The sequence below is a fragment of the Nodularia harveyana UHCC-0300 genome (assembly GCF_034931085.1).
Lineage (GTDB): Bacteria > Cyanobacteriota > Cyanobacteriia > Cyanobacteriales > Nostocaceae > Nodularia > Nodularia harveyana.
The window spans coordinates 67,445-92,517 of record NZ_JAYGHG010000015.1 but is presented as its reverse complement, the minus strand read 5'-3'; the positions used below and the strand labels follow the sequence as shown (position 1 = coordinate 92,517).

The window sequence follows — 25,073 nt, the reverse complement described above, 5'->3', positions numbered from 1 at the left end:
CTCCAACTACAACAGAAATGGTTGATAAACTAATCTCAGTTGCACTCGACTTAATCAATCCTCAACATTTAAGAAACTGGTTTGCTAGTTGCTGCTACTGTACTTCATAATAGCCGGAAATGCTGTATGTCCTGGGGGAATCCCAAACGTTTACTTGATCTTGTTCACAATCAAGAAGAACGTCAAGTTATGCGTAATGAAAATAGTAGTGCAAAGGTACAAATATCACTGTATCAAACAAAGTTCAAATTTGGCATTTCCCGAACTAAAAATAATACTGATATTTATGTAGATTGGAATTTAGTTAGACAAATTTGGGAACGTGCATTATCTGAGGGAATCGGTTCGAGAACTAGTGCCGGTTACGGTAAATTTGAAAAAATTCAAGATAAAAATAAAATATTTTTGTCAAATCCTAAAGTTATTGCATCGGTAAATCTTAGCGGACGGGGAATAGTTTCGACTTTACTAAATGGCACAACAGAATTTCGTCCGAATATGTTTAAAGCAGCATTACGCGGACATACTTTACGTTTACTAGCAGGGGTGACGGATGACAAAACAACCCAAGGATTAATAAAGGAACTGTGGGGTGGATTTGGTGGTGAAGAAAGTGGCTCGATAGTTGGTAAATTTGGTGTTGATTTTCAAGTTAAAACTTTAGTTATTGAAGAACATAACTATTCTTCTAATGGTAGAAAAGCTAGACCAATGCCTCTCTACAATTTAAAATCAGGAATATTAGATATTTTCGCTGTCAAATCATGCTTGGAACAAGACAGAGAATTTATTACCCTCCTGATTAAATTTTCTCTACTACTAGGTGGTTTTGGTAAATCATGGCGGAGAGTTCATCATGACTTATTTTATCAATCATATTTTGCTAATGATGATAAACCGATGATTGGTTGTCATTGGTTGTTCACCAAACTATCAGAATCAGCAGATTATTGTATTACAGCACCAAATGGAGAATTGGATAATATCAAGACTTTCTTGGCGAGTATTCCCGATGCTGTCAGAAATTACTTTAATCTACCATCTACAAATAACCATGTAAACAATTGGCGTGAAGTTTGGCATCCTCAAAGAGTGCAAGTTTGGGGAAGAATTGCAGAAGATAAAAACGATAGTTTAGCTGTTGAATGGTTCCATAAAGATAATTTTATCAAGAGAACAGAATTAACTGGGAGTATAGGTAATAAGTATAATCCGAGTAAAGTTAGTAGGATTTGGCATAGGATGTATCCTCTTTATGAGAAAATAGATGGTCAGATAATTCGCCAAAGAAATGAAAATGGAAAGTATAAATATGTTGAATTATTAACTATTTTTACCCCGGACGATTTACCAAAATCCAGGGAGTTTTTGACTTTTTTAAATAGCAACAATAATAATTTTATCAAGCTTTGGGGAGGAAATTAAAAAATATAGCTGCTCGATTTTTTCGAGAGTCGAGCATCTGAATATCAAATATCAACAAACTTATATCAAGTGCAAAAACATGAATATCTGGATTATAACTACAGGAAATAGTGACGTTCAACTTAAGAATAAGACCAACTGGATTAATTTATATAGAGAGGGGAGACGAGGATTAGAGAGAGACCATAGCTTCCAACCTGTAAAAAAAGAAGATGATGTCATTTTCACAGTGCCAGCAAGGGTTATGGGTGTAATTTATGGTACTCAACTAGATAATAAACTAGATAAAGATATTTACCAAGATTTATGCTTTCCGCTTCTTGATGCTTTTGCTAAAAAGCTACAAGGTCAAAATCAGCCAGACAGAATCATTGTTATTCTCACAAATCAAGAAGCTGCTTATACAAATCCAGAGAAAAAATCCCCCTATTGGAAAGATACTTGTACTTTGGAGCCAATATTCGATAAGTATTTCCAAATTAATTTTCCAAGAATTAAGGAAGTTGAGTATTTAGAACTTAAACCACAATCAAAAGATGAAGGTTTAGATAATTGGGATCAAGCCTTAAAGTTAGTTCAAAAAGAATTATCGACCTTAGAATTTAAACCCGTTGATAATATATATGTCAGCCATCAAGCTGGGACACCTGCAATTTCATCTGCCATTCAATTTGCGACTCTTGCAAAATTTGGCAAAAAGGTGACATTCTTGGTATCAAATGAATACGAACCAGAAAATACTCGATTAATCACTAGTTCTAATTATTTACGTGGTATTCAACTACAAGAAGCAAAAGTTTTATTAGAACGTTTTGACTATTCTGGAGTAGAGAGTTTATTAAAATTTTATTGGTCAAATACTCCTAATCCACAGGAAGAAAAGCTCAGACAATTATTGAAGATAGCAATTCAATGGAATTTTGCAAATTTTGATGAGTTTGCCAAAGGGTTAGGAGAAGCAGCACAAGAACGTTTACAAAATTGGTGGTGGACTGGTTATGAAGCAGCTTATTTAGGTGTGGTACGGTTGGAACAAGGTAACACTGTGGAAGCATTATTTCACAGTTTTCGAGCAGTGGAAGGTTTAATTTGTAAATGGGCTGAATACGAGTATAAAACTCATATTCAATATAAACGAGATGGTTCACCAGAACTTAAAAGTAGCATATCAAGAGATTTACCAAAGTATCTCAATCGCCTTTATACCAATATGCAAGATAAATTAAGAAATCAAGGTAAGATTGGTCTTTTTAGCGAATCACTTTATCAATTGTTGCAAGCAGCAAAACCAGAATGTCAAAATCCTACTCACATTATGAGTGTAGTTTGGGGTAAGGCGCGAGATAATAGAAATCCTCTATTTCATAGATTATTAGGGTTACAAGAACAGGAAGTTTTTGAGGCTTGGGATGCTAAAAATAAAGATACTTGGAAAAATAAGGTTTTAAAATGTTTAAATTTTGTTGCGAACCAAACCTTTACTTCTTTACAAAAAGCTAGTCTTATGTATCAATTACATCAGGATTTAAAACAAGCGTTAATTGACTATGAATTAGAAAGCTTTAGAGATTTATTGTCTGAGTAGATATTTGAATTTGCTATTTTATAGTTTATGGAGATTCATGGCCAACGATATCACTTAACAACACTACCTAAAACTGCGTCAACCTGTAGGTGTATTTATAAATCGCCTGTTATATAACCTGTAAAGGCTTATCAGCTATGGCTTTCGAGGTTTTTAGGAGAAAATGAGGTTGACGCAAACTCTGGAATCTATGCCAGGACTGTGTTTGAGGTCATTTTGATGGGAGGAGGACTTGACAAGCGATCGCGCAAACGGTACTTTTTAGATCGGTTGACGAAAATGGGTGTTGAAAGTCTTGCCTCTCAAGCTTTCTAGAACCCAGCAGTCTCCACTAACAATGTGGAGGCGCATAATTGGAAACAAAGTTAGAAAAAAGTAAATCTAAATTATTTTCTGTCTCCACTAACAATGTGGAGGCGCATAATTGGAAACAAAGCCTCTTTAAACGGTATGTAGTCGTATTCGTGTCTCCACTAACAATGTGGAGGCGCATAATTGGAAACGCAACACTTCTTTAGGGAAGCTGAAATCAACAATGTCTCCACTAACAATGTGGAGGCGCATAATTGGAAACTGGGTGCGTAACTTTACGACTGATGCTGTTAATGTCTCCACTAACAATGTGGAGGCGCATAATTGGAAACTGATTTTACACTCAAAAACAACACAAATAAATGAGTCTCCACTAACAATGTGGAGGCGCATAATTGGAAACAAATTTAAAGTTCCTTTCAGCCCCTGCTAAAGTCATGTCTCCACTAACAATGTGGAGGCGCATAATTGGAAACCTATGGCTCGTTTTTCTGTGGGAGTCACAAAGTCTCCACTAACAATGTGGAGGCGCATAATTGGAAACTAAGGATTGCAATTCTATTAAATTCGGTAACAAGGTCTCCACTAACAATGTGGAGGCGCATAATTGGAAACTTAATACATCTCAACCTAGTCCACCCGTCGCCAGCGTCTCCACTAACAATGTGGAGGCGCATAATTGGAAACACCATTTATCCAGCTAATGCGATTACGAACCAAGTCTCCACTAACAATGTGGAGGCGCATAATTGGAAACCGGGTATAAATTGCTTTATGAAGGGATTAATCATGTCTCCACTAACAATGTGGAGGCGCATAATTGGAAACAAATTTCAATTTATTCATGATGAAGCCTTGTATAGATGTCTCCACTAACAATGATGACTCACTCAAGAACTGAGAAATCATGCTAAAACTTTTCGGTTTCTGAATTCTGCTGGGGATTGGGGGAATTATTATTCAAACTGGGTTGGCAACAATTAATCAGTGGTTGATTAGCTATTTTCTCCAAGCCAACTGAATTAAGTAACGTTGTCCACTTGACTAATAAAGTTTCATTTTGGAGATTGCTAAGGCGTAATTCTGCCAAATTCATAATAGCATCGTACCACAAACCATTTTCAGCATAAATGGTGGTTTTTTGTGCCATTGTTGCTTGTTTGAGTTGTTCTGTTAATGTGGGATTTTGGTCAATTCTTTGTACCCAACCATCAGCATAATCTAGTTTCGGAGATTGTTTTTCGTCACATTGAACCCGGACTTTCAGAAACCAATGATACATTTTTCCCACCTGCAATGAGGCTTTACTTGCTGGTATATCAACATTAATAATTCCTGGTGCTGCTGGTGGAATTAAATAGGTACGGTATAAAGTTTGAGTTTTATTCTGGATTTGCTCTTGTAAAACAAACTCTATGTTAACGATAGATGCGGTATTGTAAGGAACGAAAAAGAAGAAGTTAGGATGTTCGGTATTTGTTAAACCCCAAACTTGAGTTATGGGAATAATCTCTTGTTTGTCTTGGCTAAGATCTTGTTCATAGGTGGGGACTAAAGCTGTTACAGTTTGATCACCTGCGTTGCAGCCACGGCTTGCAGCACCACTCCTAGAACCTGTTGCACTGCGGTCTGGTGGTGGCGGTGGTGGGATAAACTTGACTGAGGTGAAATTGCTAACTGGTAATGCTTGGAGTTGTAAAGGGAAGGATATGTTAATAGTGAATACTATCCCCAAGGCTATAGTTAATTGTAGGTTTTTCATAATTAGTTGTTCAGCAAAAAGATATTTTTATGATTGTTTGAGGGGCTGAATGACGGCGATGAAGATGACAGCACTACCTCCTAATGCGATCGCCGCAGGTACGAAAGGAACCCAATAACTATATAGTATTAATAATATCAAGCAAAAACTGGATAAACTCAGAAATGCTACCCCAATGGCCCAGGTGAAATAAGTGACTTTGTGCAGATAAACCACTAGCAAACTCCCTGTCATCGCCCAAACCCAAACCCAAATCACTTCCCCCCAGATATTCCAAGTCAATAACAAAGGTCGCCCATCCAAAGCCGCACTCAACAACTGACTCAACATCTGTGCTTGTAAACAAACTCCGGCTATTTCCTGTGATTTCCCTTCAGGGGAGGCGTAGGGAGTTAATGAATAATCACGAAAACTTTCGGCTGTGGTTCCAATTAAAACTATTTTATCTTTGACGGCATCGGCTTGTAGTTGACCGCCTAGTGCTTGTTGTAGAGTAATGCGGGGTGCGATCGCCTCTAAGTTAGGAAAAGAGCGATAATTGAGTAAAATTTGGTGTCCCAATGCGTCAACACCTTGGTAGCCTCCGGTATGGGTTTCAATTGGTTTAAAAGTGAGTTTACCTAATTGCCATGCACCATCAGGGGTGAATTGTAACTGAATCCCTTCAGTATATAAATAACGTAGAGCTAACTGCACATTTAAAGCATAAGGTGCAGCACAGGGAGAGGAAGGAGGGGGAGTTAACGCCAACAAATGTCGTCGCACTACATGATCAGGATCGATGACAATATCACTGAAGCCGAGGGCTGCGGGAGGGACTTCTGGGGGTGGTTTGATGCCTGGTTTGCTAGATTCGGGGTTGCTAACTTGACATACTGCTACAAAGCGATCGCTATTTCTCATCCGTTCTGCCAACATGGGATAAGCCGGTTCTACAGCATAATCTCTGTAAATATCCAAACCAATCACCCGTGGTTCATACCCCTCCAACTTAGCCAACAACTTATCCAGAGACTCATCTGATAAAGACCCCCTTCTATTGCTAGATTGGGCTTGGACATCTTCCTCTGTCACAGTAATTACCAGTATCCGAGAATCCGGCTTTTCCTGGGGACGCAGACGTAGTAAGTGGTCAAAGGCCATTAACTCCCATGATTGCAGTAAACCAAAATACCTAACTCCCATTAACAACAGTGTCACAACCATACTGGCAAGCATCACCGTAGATAAAGCCTGTCGTAACTGCACACCTCTGCTAGTGATAACTTTGCCTACAGAAGGTACTGGCAGATTATCCTGGTTAACGTGTAATTCTCGCCACAATAGAGGCATCATGGCCGGATTTTGATAAATTATCGGCAACCAACTAGCACTAGGATATTCACTTTCCAGCCCTTGCAACCGTTCCCGCCCTTCCCTCACAGCTACATATAAAGACTCACCACCAGCAAAAGCCGCCAAAAAATACTTCAAAAATTCTTGCGCCACCCGGTCAGGGACTGGTTCTCGCATCACGATAATTTGGGGTATTTGTAAATCTGCCAACTCCCTAGCCAAACCCAAACCATCACAAGAATTAAAAATTGCCAAATGTAAACCGCGTTCTACTGCTTTTCGCAACGCATACTTTAACTGACTAATAGTTAAACACTCAGTTTGATTCAGATATATTTTCCCCTCATTGCCAATATTATCAGTAGCACTATGTCCAGCAAAAAACAAAATCTGCCAATCTTGTTCCCATAGCTTGTCAGTCAAATCCTTACTAGATGGTTCCACCAGAAAAGTAGTATTTGCATGAGGTAATTCTTTTAATAATTGACCATCTGTAGCAATATCAATTCCCTGACTATTACCCAAAATTGCTAAAACCTGCACCTGTAATTGGGGGTGTGAATTGCGGCTCACCTGTTCATAACTAGGCGCACTTAGAGCGATTTCGGCTTGGGGATAGCGTTCTAATAAATCCCACAAATGCCAAGGGAGTTTTTGCAATCTCAGGTCATTAGTTTGTAATAATAGGCGGATATGGTCTGACGGTAGGAGTTTTTCCAGTAACTTCTCGCGGATAGGACGAAAACCAGAGGATAATAACCAAGTATTTAAGTGAAACTTCAAAACATCCCCAGCCTTTTCGCAATCTGCCAAAGAAGCAATTTGTGGAGATAACTTAGGAATACCGATAGGGCGACCAGAAAATTTTAGCTGACAGTAAATAGATTGCCATTGATGGTAAACCAGAGGAATATCTAAATTTGGGGGTAACTCCCCAGTAATTTCGACAATTGGTCGGAAATCCTCATCACCAATTTGTAAAGTTACAGGAAAACCCGCCTCAAAACTCCCTATACCCAACTTTAAAACTACTAACTTACCCAACGTCATGACCCCAGAGATGACGACCTAACTTAGCGGAAAACCAAAAATGATAACTCTGCGACCTCTGCGCCTCTGCGGTTCGTTTCTTCATCACCCATATACGACTGCGATCGCAATATATGCAATTACTGACCCCAACAAAAACCACCAGCAACAGACCCACCAGAATTAACATTTGGGACTTGAGCGACTAAAGAAATATTCCCATTTGGATTAATAACCCAGCCCTGCGCCTCCACTATTTGCGGTGTAGAAACGGGAAAACTTTCATTACTGACATGACCACTTTCATGCTCATTTATTGAATCCAATGTAATCCATCGTCCAGTAGATACTTCACCGGGAAATGGTTCAATAGGACTGCGGGCAATTCCTCCCCGTCCGGTAACAGTAAAAGAACTACGTCGAGCAGAGCTTCCCGGATTACAACTAGAGACAATTTGTTGGGACACATCCGTAAAATTATCAGGTAATTCTACCAAACCGCGACTAGGATCTAAATCAGGCGTATTAATTGAAACTATACCCGTTAAGCCAAATTGGGAACTAGCATCAATATCATTAGTATTATTTGAGGGAGTTGATAAACGTTCTTCTATACTAAAAATACCACGAGTGTTGATAGTAATCTCACCACCTTGCCCTTCAAAAGCATTAGCCGTGATATCGTTATTTTCATTAGCGGTAGCGACGATAAAACCATCTGGTGCATCAATGACGATGTTACCACCATCTCCACCAGCCCCATCAATACCTGCGGTAGTCGAAATTTGACTGTTGCGGCGTAATAACAAAAGCTCGTCGATGTGGAGCGTAATATTTCCGCCCTCACCTGATGTAGTTGTGGCTGAAATCACCCCTTGATTGTCTAACAACAGGTTACGAGCTGTCACTTTTAGATTCCCTGCATCTCCTCCTCCCTGATTATTCACACCAAGTTGCGCTCTGTTTCTAGCTAGAAAGCGTCCCGTATTGATTGTTATAGTACCACCGTTTCCCGCACCTCGACTCTCCGCTCTCAAACCGCTCCCAAAACCAATTGCTTCCACTGATTCCCTGGCATGGACAGACACATCGCCTCCTTTACCCTCAGCAAAGGTTGTAGCAGTTACCCTTGCCCCATCTTGGAGAATTAGTCTTCCTGTGTTCACTATTACAGTACCACCACTTGCGTTCTTAGTACCTTCGGTCTGTGCTACCAATCCGCTTCTGAACCTACCATTTATACCAGTAGCTTCTACTGACTCCGAAGCGTTCACCACTACATCGCCTCCTTTGCCCTCATTGGTAGTTCTAGAGCTTACCTGTCCGCCATCCTGGAGAGTCAGCTTCTGTGTATTGATCTCTACTCTACCGCCCTCCCCAGTTCCGAAAGTCTGTACTCCCAAAGAGCTGGCAAAAGTGCCATTTTGAGCAATACCAATCACTTCCACTGACTCCTTGGCATTGACCAACACATAGCCTCCGTTACCCTGATTAAATGTGGCTGCGCTTACCTGTCCGCCATCCTGGAGAATCAGCCTGTTTGTTTTAACTCTTACAGTACCGCCCTCCCCAGTTCCGAAAGTCTGTACTCCCAAGGAGCTGGTAAAAGTGCCATTTTGAGCAATACCAATCACTTCCACTGACTCTTTGGCATTGACCAACACATAGCCGCCTTCGCCTCCTTTATCTTCAGCAAAAGTTGTGGCTGCGCTTACCTGTCCGCCATCCTGGAGAATCAGCTTGCCTGTCTTAATCACTACTATGCCGCCTTTTCCCGTCCCTTGAGTCTGTGCTGCTATGATGCTGAAAACATTGCCATTTTGTTGGGCAGTGCCAATCACTTCCACTGACTCCTTGGCATATACAAACACATGGCCGCCTTCGCCTCCTTTATCCTCAGCAAAAGTTGTGGCTGCGCTTACCTGTGCGCCATCTTGGAGAATCAGCTTGCCTGTCTTAATCACTACGTTGCCACCTTCGCCATTACTAAGACTAGCAGCAAATAAGCCGCTAGGACCAATTGGGGCAATACCAATAGCTTCCACTGACTCTGAAGCGTTTACCAGTACATTTCCTCCAGGCCCCTGACTAAAAGTTGTGGCGCTTATCTGTGCGCCATCCTGGAGAATCAGCTTGCCTGTGTTAATTTCTACTGTGCCACCCTCACCAATATTCTGACGGGCAACGGAAAATAAGCCACTGGCAAATTTTCCAGTGACGGCGAGTCCTGTCGCTTCGACTAACTCTGAGGCGTTGACAATAATTTGGCCGCCATTGCCTCGGTTAAAAGTACTAGATGATACTTGCGCCCCATTGTTGAGAATCAATTTACCTGTGTATATTTCTATGTCACCAGCATTGCCGATACCTGTTGTTTCACTTAAAAAGAGACTAGATTCACCATTGGGGGCAGTTCCACTGGCTGCGATAGATTCAGAGGCTCTGATGCTGATAGTTCCTCCACTTCCCTCACCACGAGTCAAGGATAAAATGAATGAACCATCTTGTAGTATGACTCGCTGTCCCTGAATTTGAATATTGCCACCTTCATCACCACTGGTATCAATAGCAGCAGCTTGGGAAAGGCGGATTTCTTGGAAGTTCTCCACGCTCTGATTGCTCAATTCCCAGCCTGGGTTCGTTGGGGTAAGACTTAATAAACCCTCTCCTAGAACGCTCCAAACTTCAACTCGCCCTGATTCGGCGCTCAAACTTCCGCCTTCCAGCAGGACTTCACCACCAGCCAGAGCTAAGGTTTGACCGGGTTCTACTGCCAAACCACCAGTGCGGTTTACTTCTAGGACTTCACCAGTCTCCTGATTGATGCTGAGTTGATTACCTTGCCCTTGTACGAGAATTGTGCCTGGATTTTGTCCATACTCCAAGCCAATGGGAACATTCAGGGTGAGCAAAGGAGGAGTAGAGGGGTTAATAGTGCTAAATTCCCTACCATCATTAAATTTGATGCTTTGGGCAGTTGTAACTAGAAAGGAACCCCGGAGGTCTAGTCTGGCATTAGGCCCAAAAATTATGCCATTGGGATTGAGTAAAAATAGATTAGCTCCACCGTTGACACCAAGAGTCCCCAGAATTGTTGATGGGTTAGTTTGAGTGACTCGACTGAAAATATTTTCAATTCCCTCAGGATTGGCAAAAAAGACTCGTTGTCCATCGCCAACGTTGAATTCTCGAAAACTGTGAAATAGGCTTGTATCTCTGATCGCTCCGCCATCAATGCGATCAGTAGGAAGACCGTCTATGGTAACGTTTGGAGTCAGTCTAGAATTTTCGGTATTTAAGGAGGAATCAGGGGTAATCTGAGCTTGGGCAAGATTTCCGGATGCACACACTGCTAAGAAACTGGCTACTTTAAACCGCCAGTAACAATTTGACCAGCTTATACCCATGATGCCATCCTCAAAAATATTAGGAGTTTACCTTGCTATAAAATTGAAGAACCTTCCGAAGAAAAATATAGGCGTGGGTTCCTCTGGTGGTGGTGGTGGTGGTGGTGGTGGTATTGGGATATTAGACAGGAAAGGTGTAGAGGAACCATTAGGAATACGAGGTATATTGAAAGTCAATCTGCCAAAAATACCCCCATTAATTTGTTCTTGTTGACTGAGAGTAAGTTCAGTGAACAAATCGATATTTTTGAGCTTTTGCTGTTTTTCTTTCATTTTTAGTTTTTTTTGTTTCTTCAAATTTACTAGCAGATGCAGTTTGCGAAACAATTAGCCTTTGATAGCAGTAATGAATTAGTGAAAAAGCTGATACAGCAAATTTCATTTTGATGAGGTACACAAAGGCGGGCAAGATGCCCACCCCACAAGAGTTTTACTATTGCTTTTGTACTTCATATACCTGCAACCTGCTGTATTTAATTCTTCAACTTGAGTGGAAACTTTTACGGAATTTTGAATTTTGTTGATGGAAATTTAGCTTATGGAATATTAAACCAGAAACAACTGTATTTGTACGCATTATTTTTGATTTGTTCATAAAAAAACATAAGTAGTTAAAAATTCAGCTACTTGCTCAGGTGTGTTATCATTTGAGCAGGTACTAGGCGGGCATCTTTACCTAGAACCACAAGATTTTAACCTGCAACTTGCTGTCGGTTCATTAATGCGATCGCCAATCCTAGAAGTTAGGAGCTATGATTGTCAGCAATTAGCTTTAAATGTGGCTTTTTCCAGTTCTTTTCACCAGAAATATCAAGTTTTCTCTGACGATTCCCAATTTTTGCTAAACACAATATTACCATTCTGCAATTAACCGAGCCTTTCTGAGGAGGAATTTCAAGACTGTTTCTGATCGTGAAATAATATCGGCTCTACCCTCCATTCCGGGTTGAAGAATACATTTATGGTTGTTCTTACCAAAGAACAAGGTTTCTGGGTGTATGGTTACGTCGTAGAAGGAAGTGCTGGGGTTAGCGGAGTCGGCGACTGTATCTTGAGAAATTTGAGTGACAACACCTTTAAGAGTACCGTAGTCGGGATAGGGACAGGCGGAAACCCGCATCTGTACTTTTTGATCTTTTGCTAATTTACTCACATCATCAGGGGAGACGACGGCTTTGATGACTAAAGGAGCATTGCTAGGGACAATTTGGGCAATTTCCTCACCCACACGTACCGATTGACCAGGGTTGCGGAGATTTAGTTGGGAGAGCATCCCATCTTCAGGTACTGTAATTTTGGTTTGACTGAGGTTACTTTCTATTTGTTGGAGTTCGCTGGTGTCACGCTGGATCTGATTTTTGATTTGAATCCTCTGCTGAAATAATGCTTCCCATTCGCGGTTGAGTATGGCGATAGTAGCTTCACCGCTAGCACTTTCTTGAGCAATGGTTTCTTGCGCGATCGCAATTTCGGCATCACTAGGATTAAGTGCGGCTTGGACTCGTTGCAGTTGCGATCGCATTGCAGCTACTGTTTGTTCTTGCTGGGAAATAATTTGCTGTTGCGCTTCTATCGTAGCTTGTCGGACTTCGACGGCGTGTTTTTGTTGGGCTACATCTAACTGTACTTCTTCTAATTGATTGAGAGATAAAACACCTACTTCCACTGCCTTTTGATAGCGATCGCGTTTGGCTTGGGCTGCATTCATTGCTGCCTCTGTTGACTTTAGATTAGCACGATCTGAACGCAATTCCACCTGTACTTGAGTTAACTCATTTTGCGCTCTTTTTAAATTAGCCTCAGCCTCTTCCACTTGGGATTTCACATTAATTTTTTGGTCTTGATAATTCCTTTGAGCGCGACTCAGCGAGGCTTGAGCCGAAATAACTGCACGACTATTTCTTTGTGTTTCGGCTTGAATTTGACGATTTAAAGCTTTAACTTGGGCATCAATTTGTAGTAATTGCAATTGTGTCTGCTGAATGTTATTTTGCAGTTGAGTTTTTTGAGTTTGCAGACGGGAATCATCAATAGTAGCCAGCACATCTCCCTTTTTTACAGCTTGATTTTCTTTGACAAAAATGTTTGTTACTTGACCTTCCGTCGCGGCTTGCACAAGGCGTAATTCTCCCATTGGGCGGATACTCGCTTCGCCTTTAACAGTGACTTTATATTCAATTACAGAAGCTAGGGCGATCGCAATCCCCACACCAGCGACAATTACCAAACTGCCTAATCTCGTCCAATTACCAATAGGCGGCAGAAATTCATCACTTTCAACTATGGGGAGAGAGTCTGTATTAATGTGGTTAACCATAATAGTTTTTTGGGTGTTGCTGAATGAGAATATGGATTTGTTTCACGCAAAGGCGCAAAGGTACAAAGAAGGTAATTTTGCCGTTTCATTGGCAAATTCAGTAACTCTGTTTTTTGGGTAGAGATTAGCAAACACTTGTTGCGGAATTTCCATTGCGATGAAAGTGAGAGGGATTAGTAGTGAAATTATTTACTCTCGATATATCCACACCGTCGAGAAAATCTAAATGCTCCCCAACTTGCTGAGATAAAACTGCTGGAGAACCTTGAATTTTCACTTGTCCTTTTTCTAACATCACAATCCAATCAGCTTGCTGAATCACTTTAGGACGATGGCTAATTAAAATAGTGGTTTGACCTTGGCGATGAGTTAGTAATTGGTTTAATACTTGAGCTTCACTAACTGGGTCAAGAGCGCCAGTAGATTCATCTAAAATCAGCACTGGTGGGTTATTCACAATCCCTCTAGCAATGGCTAATCTTTGCTTTTGACCCCCCGACAAATTAGCACCAAATTCTCCTAAAACTGTTTGATATTTGTCCGGGAGGTTGCTGATAAACTCATCAGCCCCAGCAATTTGGCAAGCTTGCACAATCTGCTCTAAGGTAATATCAGGGTAACCTAAGCGGAAGTTGTCCATAATTGACCGACTCCAAAAGTGCGCCTCTTGAGGAACTAAAACCACTTGTTGGCGAAAGCAGTCTAAAGCCACGTCTTGCAGATTATAAATTCCAAAGCGAATATTTCCAGACTGGAGGGGATATAAACCTGCAATTAATTTTGCTAGGGTACTTTTACCACAGCCAGATTTACCAATCAGAGCAATTACTTTACCGCCAGGAATAGTGAGAGAGAAATCTTGCAACAGTTCCATTCTGCCGGGATGATGGAAGTTTAGCTGATTACAGGTGATGTCTGCATTAGTCTGAATTTTAACCCAAGGCTTGTGGCTATTATCTAGAGTTTCTGGGGTAGCGTCAATCACTTCTGTGAGGCGTTGGGTGGCAGTTTTGGCACGGGTGTATTCATCCACAAAATCAATAGTAGTTTTAATAAAGCTGGTAAAGTTACCATTCATGCTGTTAAATGCCAAGAGCATCCCAATAGATAATTCCTGCTGAATTACTAGAGTGCTACCAAACCAGAGCAAGGCGATACTGCCGATGCTGGATACTAAGTTGGAAAATATGCCGTTGAGAATACCAATTTGAATAGTTCGGAAGCTGAGGTTAGCGAGGCGACTAAATCGACTCTGGAACTCTTCCCAGAATTGGGGCGCTGCGGCGGTGGTTTTGAGAGTAATTGCACCTTTGAAGGTTTCAACTAAAACGCCTTGGTTTTCGGAGGATAAGACTAAAACACTGCGAATTTTTTGCTGGAGGGTGGGCAAAGAAAGGATTGTGGAAAGAGTCATTAAAAGAGCGATCGCACCAGCTACAGCTGTAAGTTTTAGACTGTAAAATAGCATCAAGCTCAAGGAAACTAAGGCGATAAATAACTGACTCGGTAGACTGACAACAGCTTGAGAAATTAACTGATTAATTTGTTGAATATCTTCTAAGCGACTGACAATTTCGCCACTCCGACGGGATTCATAATAACTTAAAGGTAGGCGGAGAATTTGTCGTCCAAATTCAAAAATTAGCCCTAGTTGCATACGTTGTGCAAAGTTAGCGACCATATTTGATTGTGCTAACTGTAGGCTACTGCTAACTAGGTGCATAACAACCACAGCAATCACAACACTAGTTAAAAGTTGTCTGTCTCCACGAACCAGCACATCATCGGTGAGAATTTGCAACAAAAAGGGTGAGGTGAGAGACAGAAGACCTAAAACCGAATTGAGCAACAAGGTTTGAGCAATAACAGCACGATAAGGCCAAACACGCCGCAGGAAGCGTCCCAAACCGCCAATTTTACCTTTTTCATCTTCTTGAGTAAAAAAGCGGACTGGATCTGGTTCTAGCAGCAGCATGACACCGTTTGTCCATGCTTCCAGAAGCCACTTTTTTTCTAAATAACGAATGCCTGCACCGGGGTCAGCAATGACGTATTTATTACCCTGTTTACCATAGAAAACTACCCAATGATAACCTTTCCAGTGGATGATCGCTGGTAGAGGAATGGTTGTTTCATCGAAAAGTTCCGGAGCTACTTTGACGGCTCTGGCGTTGAAACCCAGAACTTCTGCGCCTTGTTTTAAACCTAAGAGGGAACTTCCTTGCTGTCTAGTGCCGACAGCTTCCCGACATCGGCTGATGCTAAGGGTTTTACCATAATGTTTAGCAATGGAAGCTAGACTAGCAGCGCCACAGTCTTCTTCACTATGCTGTTTAATCAGCTGGAATTTCATGGTTATTTATTGGGTAGCGTTACATATTCGATTTGTTTCTATACTTGGCTGTTCTGGTGAGGGGGTTCCAGTCCTAGTACGGAAGGAACATCCTGGGGTGCTGCTAGGCGTAATAATCCATAACCAATACCGGCTAGTCCGGTCATCAGTCCTGGTGTCTCTACTCCCAAGGGAACACCACAGAGCCAGCCTTGTTGGTCGATACTTGCGAGAATGACGGCAGCTAGGCGGTCAACTTCAGTTTTCCACTGAGGATCATTCAGGGTGAGACTGGCTTGCAAGAGCAATTCTAGGTTGCCCAAATCTCCGTGACAGAGGGAATGATTGCTACCAAATCCCTGAGCGAGAGTGGTTTTCAGGGCTGTGTTAATTTCCGCCCGAATTTTGTCATTGTCGAGGTGTGGAAGACCGCGTAAACGAGCTAACCCAATTCCCGGCGCACCATGACACCAGGCTGTCATAAAGGCATGATTGTTAACGGCTTGACCTGGAATCTCTACGTCGCGCTGATCTAGCCAATTTCCTTCGGGGATATCAAATAGCGTTCTTTCGTAGGCGATCGCATCTAAGGCGGCTGTACGGAACCGTGTATCCCCTGTAAATGCAGCTAATTCCAGCAATGCTAAGGCTATCCCGGCTGCACCGTGAGAGAAGCCAGCTAGAGGTTTTGTGCCGGCGTGACGCACCACCCAACCGATGCCTTGTTCCATTGATTGCGCCTGTGTCAGCAACCTTTCGCCGCATTGACGGGCTATCTGAATAATGCTTTCACAAGGGTGAGAACGATAGAGATTGACTAAGCTGAGAATACATCCGGCTGATCCACCGATAATATCTAATTGTTCGTCCTGAGCGATCGCACTGGGGAGAATTTCCAGCAGGGATTCAGCTTCAGTTAATAGTTCTGGCTGTGACCACAATACACCCAGATGAGTCAAAGTATAGATCACTCCTCCCCATCCGCTAAAGCCACCAACTAACTTGAGAAAAGATTTACCTAACTTGGTCTGCTTTTGTAATGTCTTGACCGCCGATTCTGCCAGTTGAGTGTAGCGTTCCTCTTTGGTAACATCACCCAAGTAAGCGAGGAAAAGTGCGACCCCAGCAACACCACCATAAAGATCCAACCCCAAGGGAATTAAAGACAATTGGCTGGTGAGGGTCGGTGTCAAACCAATCCAAGTCACATTACCTTTGTCCTGTAGTGCTAGTTCCTCTAAGCGATCGCCAATCACTCGCGCCGCCGCTAACAGCTGTTCCCTGTTCACCGCAGTTTGGGGCTTTGTGGAAAAATAGTTGGTGGGTTCCACTCGCTCCACATCAGTAGCTAGAGTGCTGAGGGAAGCCCGAATATACCAGAGTTGTTGTTTGAGATCAGTTTCATTGAGTTGTTCTAAGGAACGTCGAACCACCATCTCACTGGCTTCCGAGAGGAAGTTGGGGATACAGACGTTATTACTACTCCAGAGGTCTAGGGAGTTAGGACGGGTGACAAATATGGGAATATCACCGTTGTGTAAATCTTCCTGTTCAGCAGCGATGATTTTGGCTAGTTCTGGCTGATTTTTAACATCCATCCACAACCTATCAAAGTAGCAATCTCGATCCAGTGCATTCCGCAGTAAATCGGGATGAAAACTTTCCATGAGTAATAATCCGTAAGTCCTTGTGGGACGCAGAATCACCCGCACTTCATCGTTAGCAAACCTACTTAATGGGCTATCCTCTGCTAATAGTTGATCTCGGTGTTGTAACAACACCTGATAAATTTTGGTGAATCCCGTAATTACGGATTCTGTATAATCGAAAGCATTGATTTCAGCCCCATTCAGAGTTGGTCTATGTTGCTCCCAAACCATCTCCATTTGTCGGCGTTTCAACTGCATTTCATCTGTACCTTCACCTTCCCAGTAAGGAAGACGATCTGGTGTTAGTTGTTTGCCTACAGTGCCTAAACCACTGACATCAATACCTCCAGACTCAGGGTTTGACCAGACGCGATTGGGTAGGAGTCCGACCCGTAAAACTGAGTCATACATAATACTGTCAGCATACTGGTTTACTTGGTTATGTTGTGATTCATCAATCCGGGGATGAAAAAGTGCTTCCAAGTCAATCAATATGGGATGTTCTCCCGATGCAATCAGATTCTCAAAGTGAAAGTCTCTGGCTTCGAGAACGTAGAGTAACGCTAAATATCCCCCTATCCGTTCGTAAAATAGGGCAACTTCCACTGAATCAGAGCAGTTTTGCACTTCTGCAAACTCAACCCATCCATATGTATTTTGATCAACAACTTTCAGGGTGCGGAATGGAGGAAGATTGCTACGTTGATTTAGCCAGATTAATAATTCTTGGAAATGAATATCTACAGCTAATGATTTGGGCTTATAAATTAATTGCAAACCAGAACTGAACTGAACTATGGCTACGCTACGTCCACCTTTATGGCGATCGCCTACACTCATATCTAATCCTACAAGCAAGCCGGGATCGTTCTCTGGGCTAAAAGTATTTTGGATTGTTTCCCAATCAGAGCATAAGTGCTGTAAGAACTCTAAACTAATTGTCACCCACTGTTCGATGGCTGTTGCTAGTTGGCGGGCTAAAACTGGATACTCTTGTAATAAATTTAGTGTGTTATTAGGCTGGGATAAATGCTCTAGAAAGCTGTGGAATCTGGCTGCGGATGTTTCCCCTTGGAGATGTCCTTGAAGCCGGGCTACATTCAGTTCCAAAACCATTGTCGGAGTTAACATTCCCAGTAACTTTTCTGGCAGATTTTCCCAAAGCACTTCTGTAATAGTGTTGGGAACAAAAGGGAGGTGAGATTGTGTTTCGATTATTGATGCAATTCCCGCTCGCAGGCGATCGCATCCTTGTAAGATGAGTGGGGCGATCGCATTTAAAAAACTCCTATTTTCTGGATTCTGTGGCGTTAAATGGCGAGAAAAGGCTAAATTTATATCTGTTAACCATTTTGGCATAATAGGATGGCGATCGCGTACCACCTCCATTGATTCACCCAGTAAATCAATAAATTCCGCCTCAGTTATGCCATTAATTGCTAGACGTTGCATGAAATAAGAATCAGTAGAAAACGGAGGTAACGACTTCCATCGCTGCACACGACGCTCGGCAAGTTCAGCATTAATTTTTCTAGAACTTAAATCTTGTGGAATTAAAGTTAAGGATGTTATCCGCTCAGATAAATTTATAGCTTGATACCAATCAGAAGATAATGTAATTGGCTGATTAATTGTATTATCTGAATTTACTGAAATTTCTTCAGATTCTAAAGTTTGTATTGTATGTATATTTGACATAATTTTTCCTTAAAAATAACCAATGAAATATTTGTAAAAAATCTAGGACTTACGCAAAAATTGCTGAAAGGCTTAATTTATGTAACCGCCAAGTCGCCTTCGCGTAGCGTCTCCCCTTGGGAGAAGAACGCCAAGAACTCATAGAGTCTGCGTAAGTCCTAAAATCAAAAAAAGCCCAATTTCAGCATCAAAAAAAATTAAATTATCTCACTGGAAATTCCTGAAAATGGGCAAGCCATCGCCTACCCAATCCTCTTAGTGCTAAAGTAAGATTATTGAAAAAAGTTGCGATGCCTGCGACAGGCGTAGACATCGCATACCGAAATGGGCTATTTAGGTTCTCGATTCCACTACCTCAAGATGTGAAACCTCCGCCTCCACAAATTTTGCAGCCATATTTAGGTGTGAGTACCGCGCAGACACGTCCACAAGTTCCTGTAAAATATGAACAACCACCAGACAAAGCATCTGACTCTTCATCAGGTAGTTCGATGAGTCCAGCTGGATTTTCAGGTAATTGAGAACGTTGTTCTTCACTTAGGCTGTTGCGGTATTCTTCATCTTTCCAAGCGCGGATAATATCGATATTAGACATGATTTTTTTCCTTTGATATTCGGTAATGATTGTGATAAATTGACCTGGGCTTTCAGGTATTAACCTGTGCTTGCGTCTCTCTGTGGCTGTATACGATGGGTTTAGATGTTTATGCACTTAGGAGAAAAAATTTTTTTCAAAATGTCGAAAATATAGCAACGGCTTTGGCGGTGAGAACATAATAAAAACTCTAAAACCTATTCACAGCAAGCATTTCATTTTTTAGCCTCAGCATAGTCAAAGGGTCAACTTTTGACTTTTGCTATACCCACAGTCCTATGTATTACAATTAAGTAGATATTCGTAAACCCTTAACTTTATATACGCACAAAATTTTATGCAACCTCGACAGGAGATTACGGAAATATTCTCGACCTTTGTGCAGTTTGAGGGAGATAGATTTAACCTTTGGGCAACAGATAGCAAACTTCAGCGAAGTATCAAAAGATGCTTAGAACAATACCCACAACAAAAATCTGATAATTTTTGGGTGCTTTATTGGTACAAAATCTGGGAAATAGAATCCAGCCCTTTAGCAATGGGACATATTTCGGCTTATTTACAAGAAGTCTGCTACTGGGTTTCCAGAAAAATCGCCGTAAATTTTATCAGTCGATTTTCTCTTGCTGATTGTTTTCAGATGGCGATTTCCTGCATTTATAAAATTCTCAAAAATTTTAATCCTGAATACAGTACAAATTTAAAAAGCTATGCAGAATACGCTTTTGAGCGTTTCCTCAAGGACTCACTACGTCTAGGAAAGGAAGCAGATATCTGCACAGATTGGGCGTTACTGCATAAAATCAGTCGCAAGCGGTTGGGAAATTCCTTAACTAATGCGGGTTTTAATAGTCAAATTATCAATAATTATGTTTTAGCTTGGGAATGTTTTCAGGAACTCTACACCAGTGACAGTCAAACTATCCGTCAATTGGGAAAACCAGATGCGACGACATGGCAAGCCATCACTCAACTTTATAATAGACAAAGCTTAAGCCAATTAACTCCAGAAACGTTGGAAAAATGGCTGAGTACCTGCGCTAAAGCTGTGCGAGACTTTCTTTACCCCAAGTTTGTCTCTGTAGATGCTCCCTTTAATGGGCAAGAATCAGGTAATTTATTAGATACATTACCCGCAGATTTACCAGCATCCTTACTCACAGAAATTATTGCTCAAGAAGAGTCTACAAGTAGGGAAAGACAACAAGCACAATTAAACCAAGTTTTGATGGATGCTTTAGCAGGGTTGGATATTCAGGCTCAAAAATTACTCCAAGTTTATTATCAGCAAAAGCTGACTCAACAACAAATTGCGGCCGAGCTAGAAATTAAGCAATATACTGTTTCTCGCCGTCTTAGCAGTGTCAAACGTTCATTACTCACTACCCTAACGCAGTGGAGTATAGATAGTTTGCATATCTCGCCTACACCTGTCGTAGTGGATGCAATAAGTAAAAGTCTAGAAGAATGGCTGAATAATTATTATAGCCATACCCACCCACCTTTAAAGTAGAACCCCTTGAGATTATGTTTGATGCTGCTGTTGCTTTCGCTGTTGAGAATGACTTAGTTCTAGAAATAGTTCCGACATCACCACCTGTAGAAGATAATTACTCCACCCCTGGCGGTTATCAGCGTGCTTGGTTGAATCAAATTTGTTTAACTACATTTTTAGATTGGTTACAAGGTGAAATTACACCTAATGCGAGAGTGCATCCCAATAGGGCGACTTTACCAAGTTTTTGGGAAGTGGTGAATGGTTCTGCTATCAGTTTTGAGGACTCCCGTTTGGTGTTACTTCCGACTTTAGCGATGGATGTGGATGAGTTGCGCGTACCTCAAGAATGGGTGGATATTCCGGAATGGGTGGCTGATTATTATTTAGGGGTGCAGGTAAATCCTGATGAAGGGTGGATGAGAATTTTGGGTTACACTACTCATCAACAATTGAAAACTTTGGCTATTTATGATGCGGGCGATCGCACCTACAGTTTAGAATCTGATCAGCTGATCCCAGACTTGAATGTACTATGGGTAACTCATCAATTATATGCTGAAGAAATTAGACGTGCATCGGTGACTGAATTACCACCTTTACCCCAAACCCAAGCCGAGAATTTATTGCAAAGATTAAGCAACGCAGATATCAAATTTCCCCGCTTAGAAGTCCCCTTTCCTCTGTGGGGTGCGTTAATGGCTCACGGTGGTTGGCGACAAAGCCTGTATGAATTGCGTCAAGGCATTGTACAATCACAATCAATTGGGCAATGGTTGCAAGGGAGTGTGTCAAATTTTGCTCAACAATTAGGCTGGGAACTACGACAATTTACAGCTTCCCCTTCTGGAATGAGGAGTCTGGAAAGTCAAACCTCTATTTTGGGTTTATCTCGCCAAATATCAGTAGCTGGTAATACCTATGAATTAAGCATTTCCCCTAAAGGTAATCCAGAGGAACAAATTTGGCGGTTTGCATTACGCAATGGAAATCCAGAAAATATGATTCCTGTAGGTTTACAACTGAGACTATTGACGGAAGATTTACAACCATTTCCTAATAATGAAGATACTGCAACTACTCCTGTGGCAGAATTGTATGTGGAAGTGATGTTAGAACCCGGTGAAGGTTTGGTTTGGGAAGTCTCCCCTGTACCGGAAGATTATGAACGGGAAATTTTACGGTTTTAATATGATAGCAATTCCCATTCTGGTGAGGTACAAGGGGAGCATCCCAATTTGGTAAAAATATGGAAACTAATGCAAAAACCCTATAAAACCCTCTTCTCTTGGCGTTCTTTGCGTCTTGGCGGTTCGTTTATTCTAAAGAAAATCCCATAAATAAATTAAACTTGCAGATTTGGGATGCTCCCGGTAAGCAGTAATAGATAAACGCAGATAAACGCAGATGATTTTGTACTTTGTTAGATGAGGAAATGCTATAGTGAACAATCGAAAAAGTAAGTTAATCAATTTCTGTTTATTGGTTTTACTTAGTGTATCTATATGTATTGTGGTGACTCCAGTTTGGGGTAAGGTTTCTATATCTAATTCCCAGACTAAAATTGCTGAAGGTCAAATACTTTATGATGGTGGTAGGTTTGCTGATGCAGTAGCAGTTTTACAGGAAGCTGTGGCAGAATATCAACAGCAGGGAAATACTTTAAAACAAGCTGTAGCCTTAAGTAATTTATCCTTGACTTATCAACAACTTGGTGACTGGGAAAAAGCCCAATTAGCTATTACTACAAGTCTAGATTTACAAGGAAATAAAGATAATAATAATTTAGGGGTTTTGGCTCAAAGTCTCGATATTCAAGGGCGCTTACAACTGTTAACGGGAAATCCAGAAGCATCTCTGACTACTTGGCAAAAAACAGAAGATATTTATACTAAAATAGGAGATAAAAATGGTGCTGCTTTGGCTATAATTTATCAGGCTCAAGCATTACGTAATCAAGGTTTTAATCACCAATCTCTTACCAAGATACAACGGGTTAATGAAACTTTAGCAACTGAGGATGATTCTTTAACTAAGGCTGCGGTTTTACTTTCTCTGGGTGAGACTTTAGAAAATATGGGAGATGGGGAAAAATCCCGTCTGGCTTTAGAACAAAGTTTGCTGATTTCTCGAAGGTTAAATTCACAAGAAAATATATCTGCAAGTCTCCTGAGTTTGGCAAATAATGCTCGCAGTCAACAAAAAAATTCTCAGGCGATCGCATTTTATCAACAAACATTTGAAATATCAACTTCCCCTCTGACAAAAGTTCAAGCCCGACTTAATCATCTGAATTTATTAATTGCGGAAAAACAATTTACAGCCGCCCAAAATTTAATTCCAGAAATTGAATCTTTACTTGCAGAACTACCAGCTTCTCGTCCATCAATTTACGCCTGGATTAATTTTGCTCACAGTTTGAGTAGTCTCAATACTCCCAAATCCGAAATTGCTCCACTCTTGGCTACTGCTGTTCAACAAGCCCAGAATTTAGATGATATCCGTGCTGAATCCTATGCTTTGGGTAATCTAGGAACTTTGTATGAACAAACACAACAATTAGCTGAGGCTGTGCAGCTTACAGAACAGGCTTTGATTTTATCACAAACCAGTAATACTCCAGAAATAGCTTATTTATGGCAATGGCAAATTGCTAGACTGTTAAAATCTCAGGGTAATATTACTGAGGCGATCGCAGCTTATGATGCAGCCATAGCAACCTTAGAATCTCTCCGTATTGATTTAGTCGCAGTCAATCAGGATATACAATTTAATTTCCGAGACAATGTAGAACCTGTTTATCGTCAGTCGGTGGCTTTATTGCTGTCTGAGGAAAAACCAAACGTAGAAATATTAGATAAAGCTAGAACACGCATAGAGGCTTTACAGTTAGCAGAATTAGATAACTTTTTCCGAGAGGCTTGCTTACAGGGAGAGAAGGTAATTTTAGATCAAGTAGTAGACAAGGAAAATCCTCAGACTGCTATTCTTTACCCCATTATTTTACCAGAAGAATTACAAGTAATTGTCAAAATTCCCCAACAACCACTGCGTTATCATACAGTGAAAAAATCTCAAGTTGAACTTGAGCAGACTTTGGCAGAACTACAAGAATATATTTTAGAACCAGATAGAACAGCAGAAGTAGAAACCCTTTCTCAAGAAGTCTATAACTGGTTAATTAAACCTATTGAAACTGATTTACAAAAAAATCAAGTTAATACTCTAGTTTTTGTTCTCGATGGAGCATTAAGAAATATCCCACTAGCGGCTCTTTATGATGGTGAAAAATATTTGGTAGAAAAATATGCTGTTGCTCTCAGTCTAGGTTTGCAGCTATTAAGTCCTAAAGCGCTGGCGACAACACCAGTAAATGTATTGGCTGCTGGTTTAGTGGAACCACCGCCGGGTTTTTCCACATTCCCGCCTTTACCAGGAATCAAGTTAGAATTTGACCTGATTGCTCAAACAGGTGCATCTACTAAACAACTTATAGATACGGATTTTACTAGCATAACTTTAGAAAATAATGTGAATAATGTTACTTTTAATGTCTTACATTTGGCAACTCACGGCCAGTTTAGTTCTCGCCCGGAAGATACTTTTATTCTCGCTAATGATGGTACGATTAATGTCTTAGAGTTTGATAGTTTACTCCGCAGTCAGAGTGAAACTAATAGGCAAGTTTTAGAATTGTTAGTTTTAAGTGCTTGCCAAACTGCGACGGGTGATAATCGGGCGACATTAGGGTTAGCAGGTGCAGCGATTAAGGCCGGCGCACGCAGTACAATTGCTTCACTGTGGCATATTAATGACCAATCTACTGCGATTTTAATTGGTGAATTTTACAATGAGTTAGTCAATAATCAAGTGACTAAGGCGGAGGCATTGCGTCGCGCTCAGGTAAAATTATTAACTAATTATCCTAATTATCGTCGCCCTGGTTACTGGGCTGCTTATGTATTAGTTGGTAATTGGTTTTGAGTAAAAATATGAAAAAACGTTCGCATAGCGTGCGCGCAGCGCATACCGCCAAGACGCAAAGAACGCCAAGGAAAGAGGTTTTATTAGGTCTTTTGCATGGGTATTCTATATTTTTATTAAGTTGGGATACTGTCAAAAAATCGCTGTT

General features: G+C 41.1%; 14 protein-coding genes and 1 CRISPR repeat array. Of the genes, 6 read left to right on the top strand and 8 right to left on the bottom strand.

Annotation, left to right across the window (positions count from 1 at the left end; all coding sequences use genetic code 11):
• Positions 1-189 precede the first annotated feature (189 nt).
• Together VB620_RS11135 and VB620_RS11130 are read left to right on the top strand one after the other, a co-directional pair.
• Positions 190-1,425, top strand: coding sequence for a hypothetical protein (locus VB620_RS11135; RefSeq protein WP_323196219.1), 1,236 nt, complete (start codon positions 190-192; stop codon positions 1,423-1,425).
• A gap of 79 nt (positions 1,426-1,504) precedes the next feature.
• Positions 1,505-3,010: a hypothetical protein gene (locus tag VB620_RS11130; protein WP_323196218.1), complete on the top strand. Its 1,506-nt coding sequence runs from the start codon at positions 1,505-1,507 to the stop codon at positions 3,008-3,010.
• Between the two features lie 324 nt (positions 3,011-3,334).
• A CRISPR array of direct repeats spans positions 3,335-4,150; the repeat unit is 37 nt; unit sequence GTCTCCACTAACAATGTGGAGGCGCATAATTGGAAAC.
• An 82-nt stretch (positions 4,151-4,232) separates the two neighbouring features.
• Here VB620_RS11130 and VB620_RS11125 read toward each other — a convergent pair.
• The 4 genes from VB620_RS11125 to VB620_RS11110 form a co-directional block, all read right to left on the bottom strand.
• Positions 4,233-5,084 (bottom strand): DUF928 domain-containing protein, encoded by an 852-nt coding sequence (locus tag VB620_RS11125; protein ID WP_323196217.1) that lies wholly within the window; start codon positions 5,082-5,084, stop codon positions 4,233-4,235.
• A 27-nt stretch (positions 5,085-5,111) separates the two neighbouring features.
• Complete coding sequence (locus VB620_RS11120; RefSeq protein WP_323196216.1) at positions 5,112-7,469, bottom strand: CHASE2 domain-containing protein; 2,358 nt, start codon at positions 7,467-7,469, stop codon at positions 5,112-5,114.
• A gap of 119 nt (positions 7,470-7,588) precedes the next feature.
• Positions 7,589-10,855 carry an S-layer family protein gene (locus VB620_RS11115; RefSeq protein ID WP_323196215.1) on the bottom strand — a complete coding sequence of 1,089 codons (3,267 nt, stop codon included), beginning with the start codon at positions 10,853-10,855 and terminating at the stop codon, positions 7,589-7,591.
• Between the two features lie 27 nt (positions 10,856-10,882).
• Positions 10,883-11,128, bottom strand: coding sequence for a hypothetical protein (locus tag VB620_RS11110; RefSeq protein WP_323196214.1), 246 nt, complete (start codon positions 11,126-11,128; stop codon positions 10,883-10,885).
• 364 nt (positions 11,129-11,492) lie between these two features.
• On the opposite strand from VB620_RS11110, the gene VB620_RS11105 reads away from it, so the two are divergent.
• Complete coding sequence (locus tag VB620_RS11105; RefSeq protein ID WP_323196213.1) at positions 11,493-11,726, top strand: hypothetical protein; 234 nt, start codon at positions 11,493-11,495, stop codon at positions 11,724-11,726.
• Here the strand turns inward: VB620_RS11105 and VB620_RS11100 are convergent.
• From VB620_RS11100 to VB620_RS11085, 4 genes are all read right to left on the bottom strand, one after another.
• Positions 11,709-13,172: an HlyD family efflux transporter periplasmic adaptor subunit gene (locus VB620_RS11100; RefSeq protein WP_323196212.1), complete on the bottom strand. Its 1,464-nt coding sequence runs from the start codon at positions 13,170-13,172 to the stop codon at positions 11,709-11,711. The genes VB620_RS11105 and VB620_RS11100 overlap by 18 nt on opposite strands.
• A gap of 124 nt (positions 13,173-13,296) precedes the next feature.
• Complete coding sequence (locus VB620_RS11095) at positions 13,297-15,525, bottom strand: peptidase domain-containing ABC transporter (protein WP_323196211.1); 2,229 nt, start codon at positions 15,523-15,525, stop codon at positions 13,297-13,299.
• A gap of 38 nt (positions 15,526-15,563) precedes the next feature.
• Positions 15,564-18,851: a type 2 lanthipeptide synthetase LanM family protein gene (locus tag VB620_RS11090; protein WP_323196210.1), complete on the bottom strand. Its 3,288-nt coding sequence runs from the start codon at positions 18,849-18,851 to the stop codon at positions 15,564-15,566.
• 355 nt (positions 18,852-19,206) lie between these two features.
• The gene (locus tag VB620_RS11085) at positions 19,207-19,446 is read right to left on the bottom strand and encodes a mersacidin/lichenicidin family type 2 lantibiotic (protein WP_323196209.1); all 240 of its coding nucleotides are present in this window, start codon (positions 19,444-19,446) and stop codon (positions 19,207-19,209) included.
• A gap of 337 nt (positions 19,447-19,783) precedes the next feature.
• On the opposite strand from VB620_RS11085, the gene VB620_RS11080 reads away from it, so the two are divergent.
• From VB620_RS11080 to VB620_RS11070, 3 genes are all read left to right on the top strand, one after another.
• Complete coding sequence (locus tag VB620_RS11080) at positions 19,784-20,959, top strand: sigma-70 family RNA polymerase sigma factor (protein WP_323196208.1); 1,176 nt, start codon at positions 19,784-19,786, stop codon at positions 20,957-20,959.
• 14 nt (positions 20,960-20,973) lie between these two features.
• Complete coding sequence (locus VB620_RS11075) at positions 20,974-22,131, top strand: DUF1822 family protein (protein ID WP_323196207.1); 1,158 nt, start codon at positions 20,974-20,976, stop codon at positions 22,129-22,131.
• Between the two features lie 253 nt (positions 22,132-22,384).
• Entirely contained in the window at positions 22,385-24,925 is a 2,541-nt protein-coding gene (locus VB620_RS11070) for a CHAT domain-containing protein (RefSeq protein ID WP_323196206.1), read from the top strand.
• Positions 24,926-25,073: the final 148 nt, after the last annotated feature.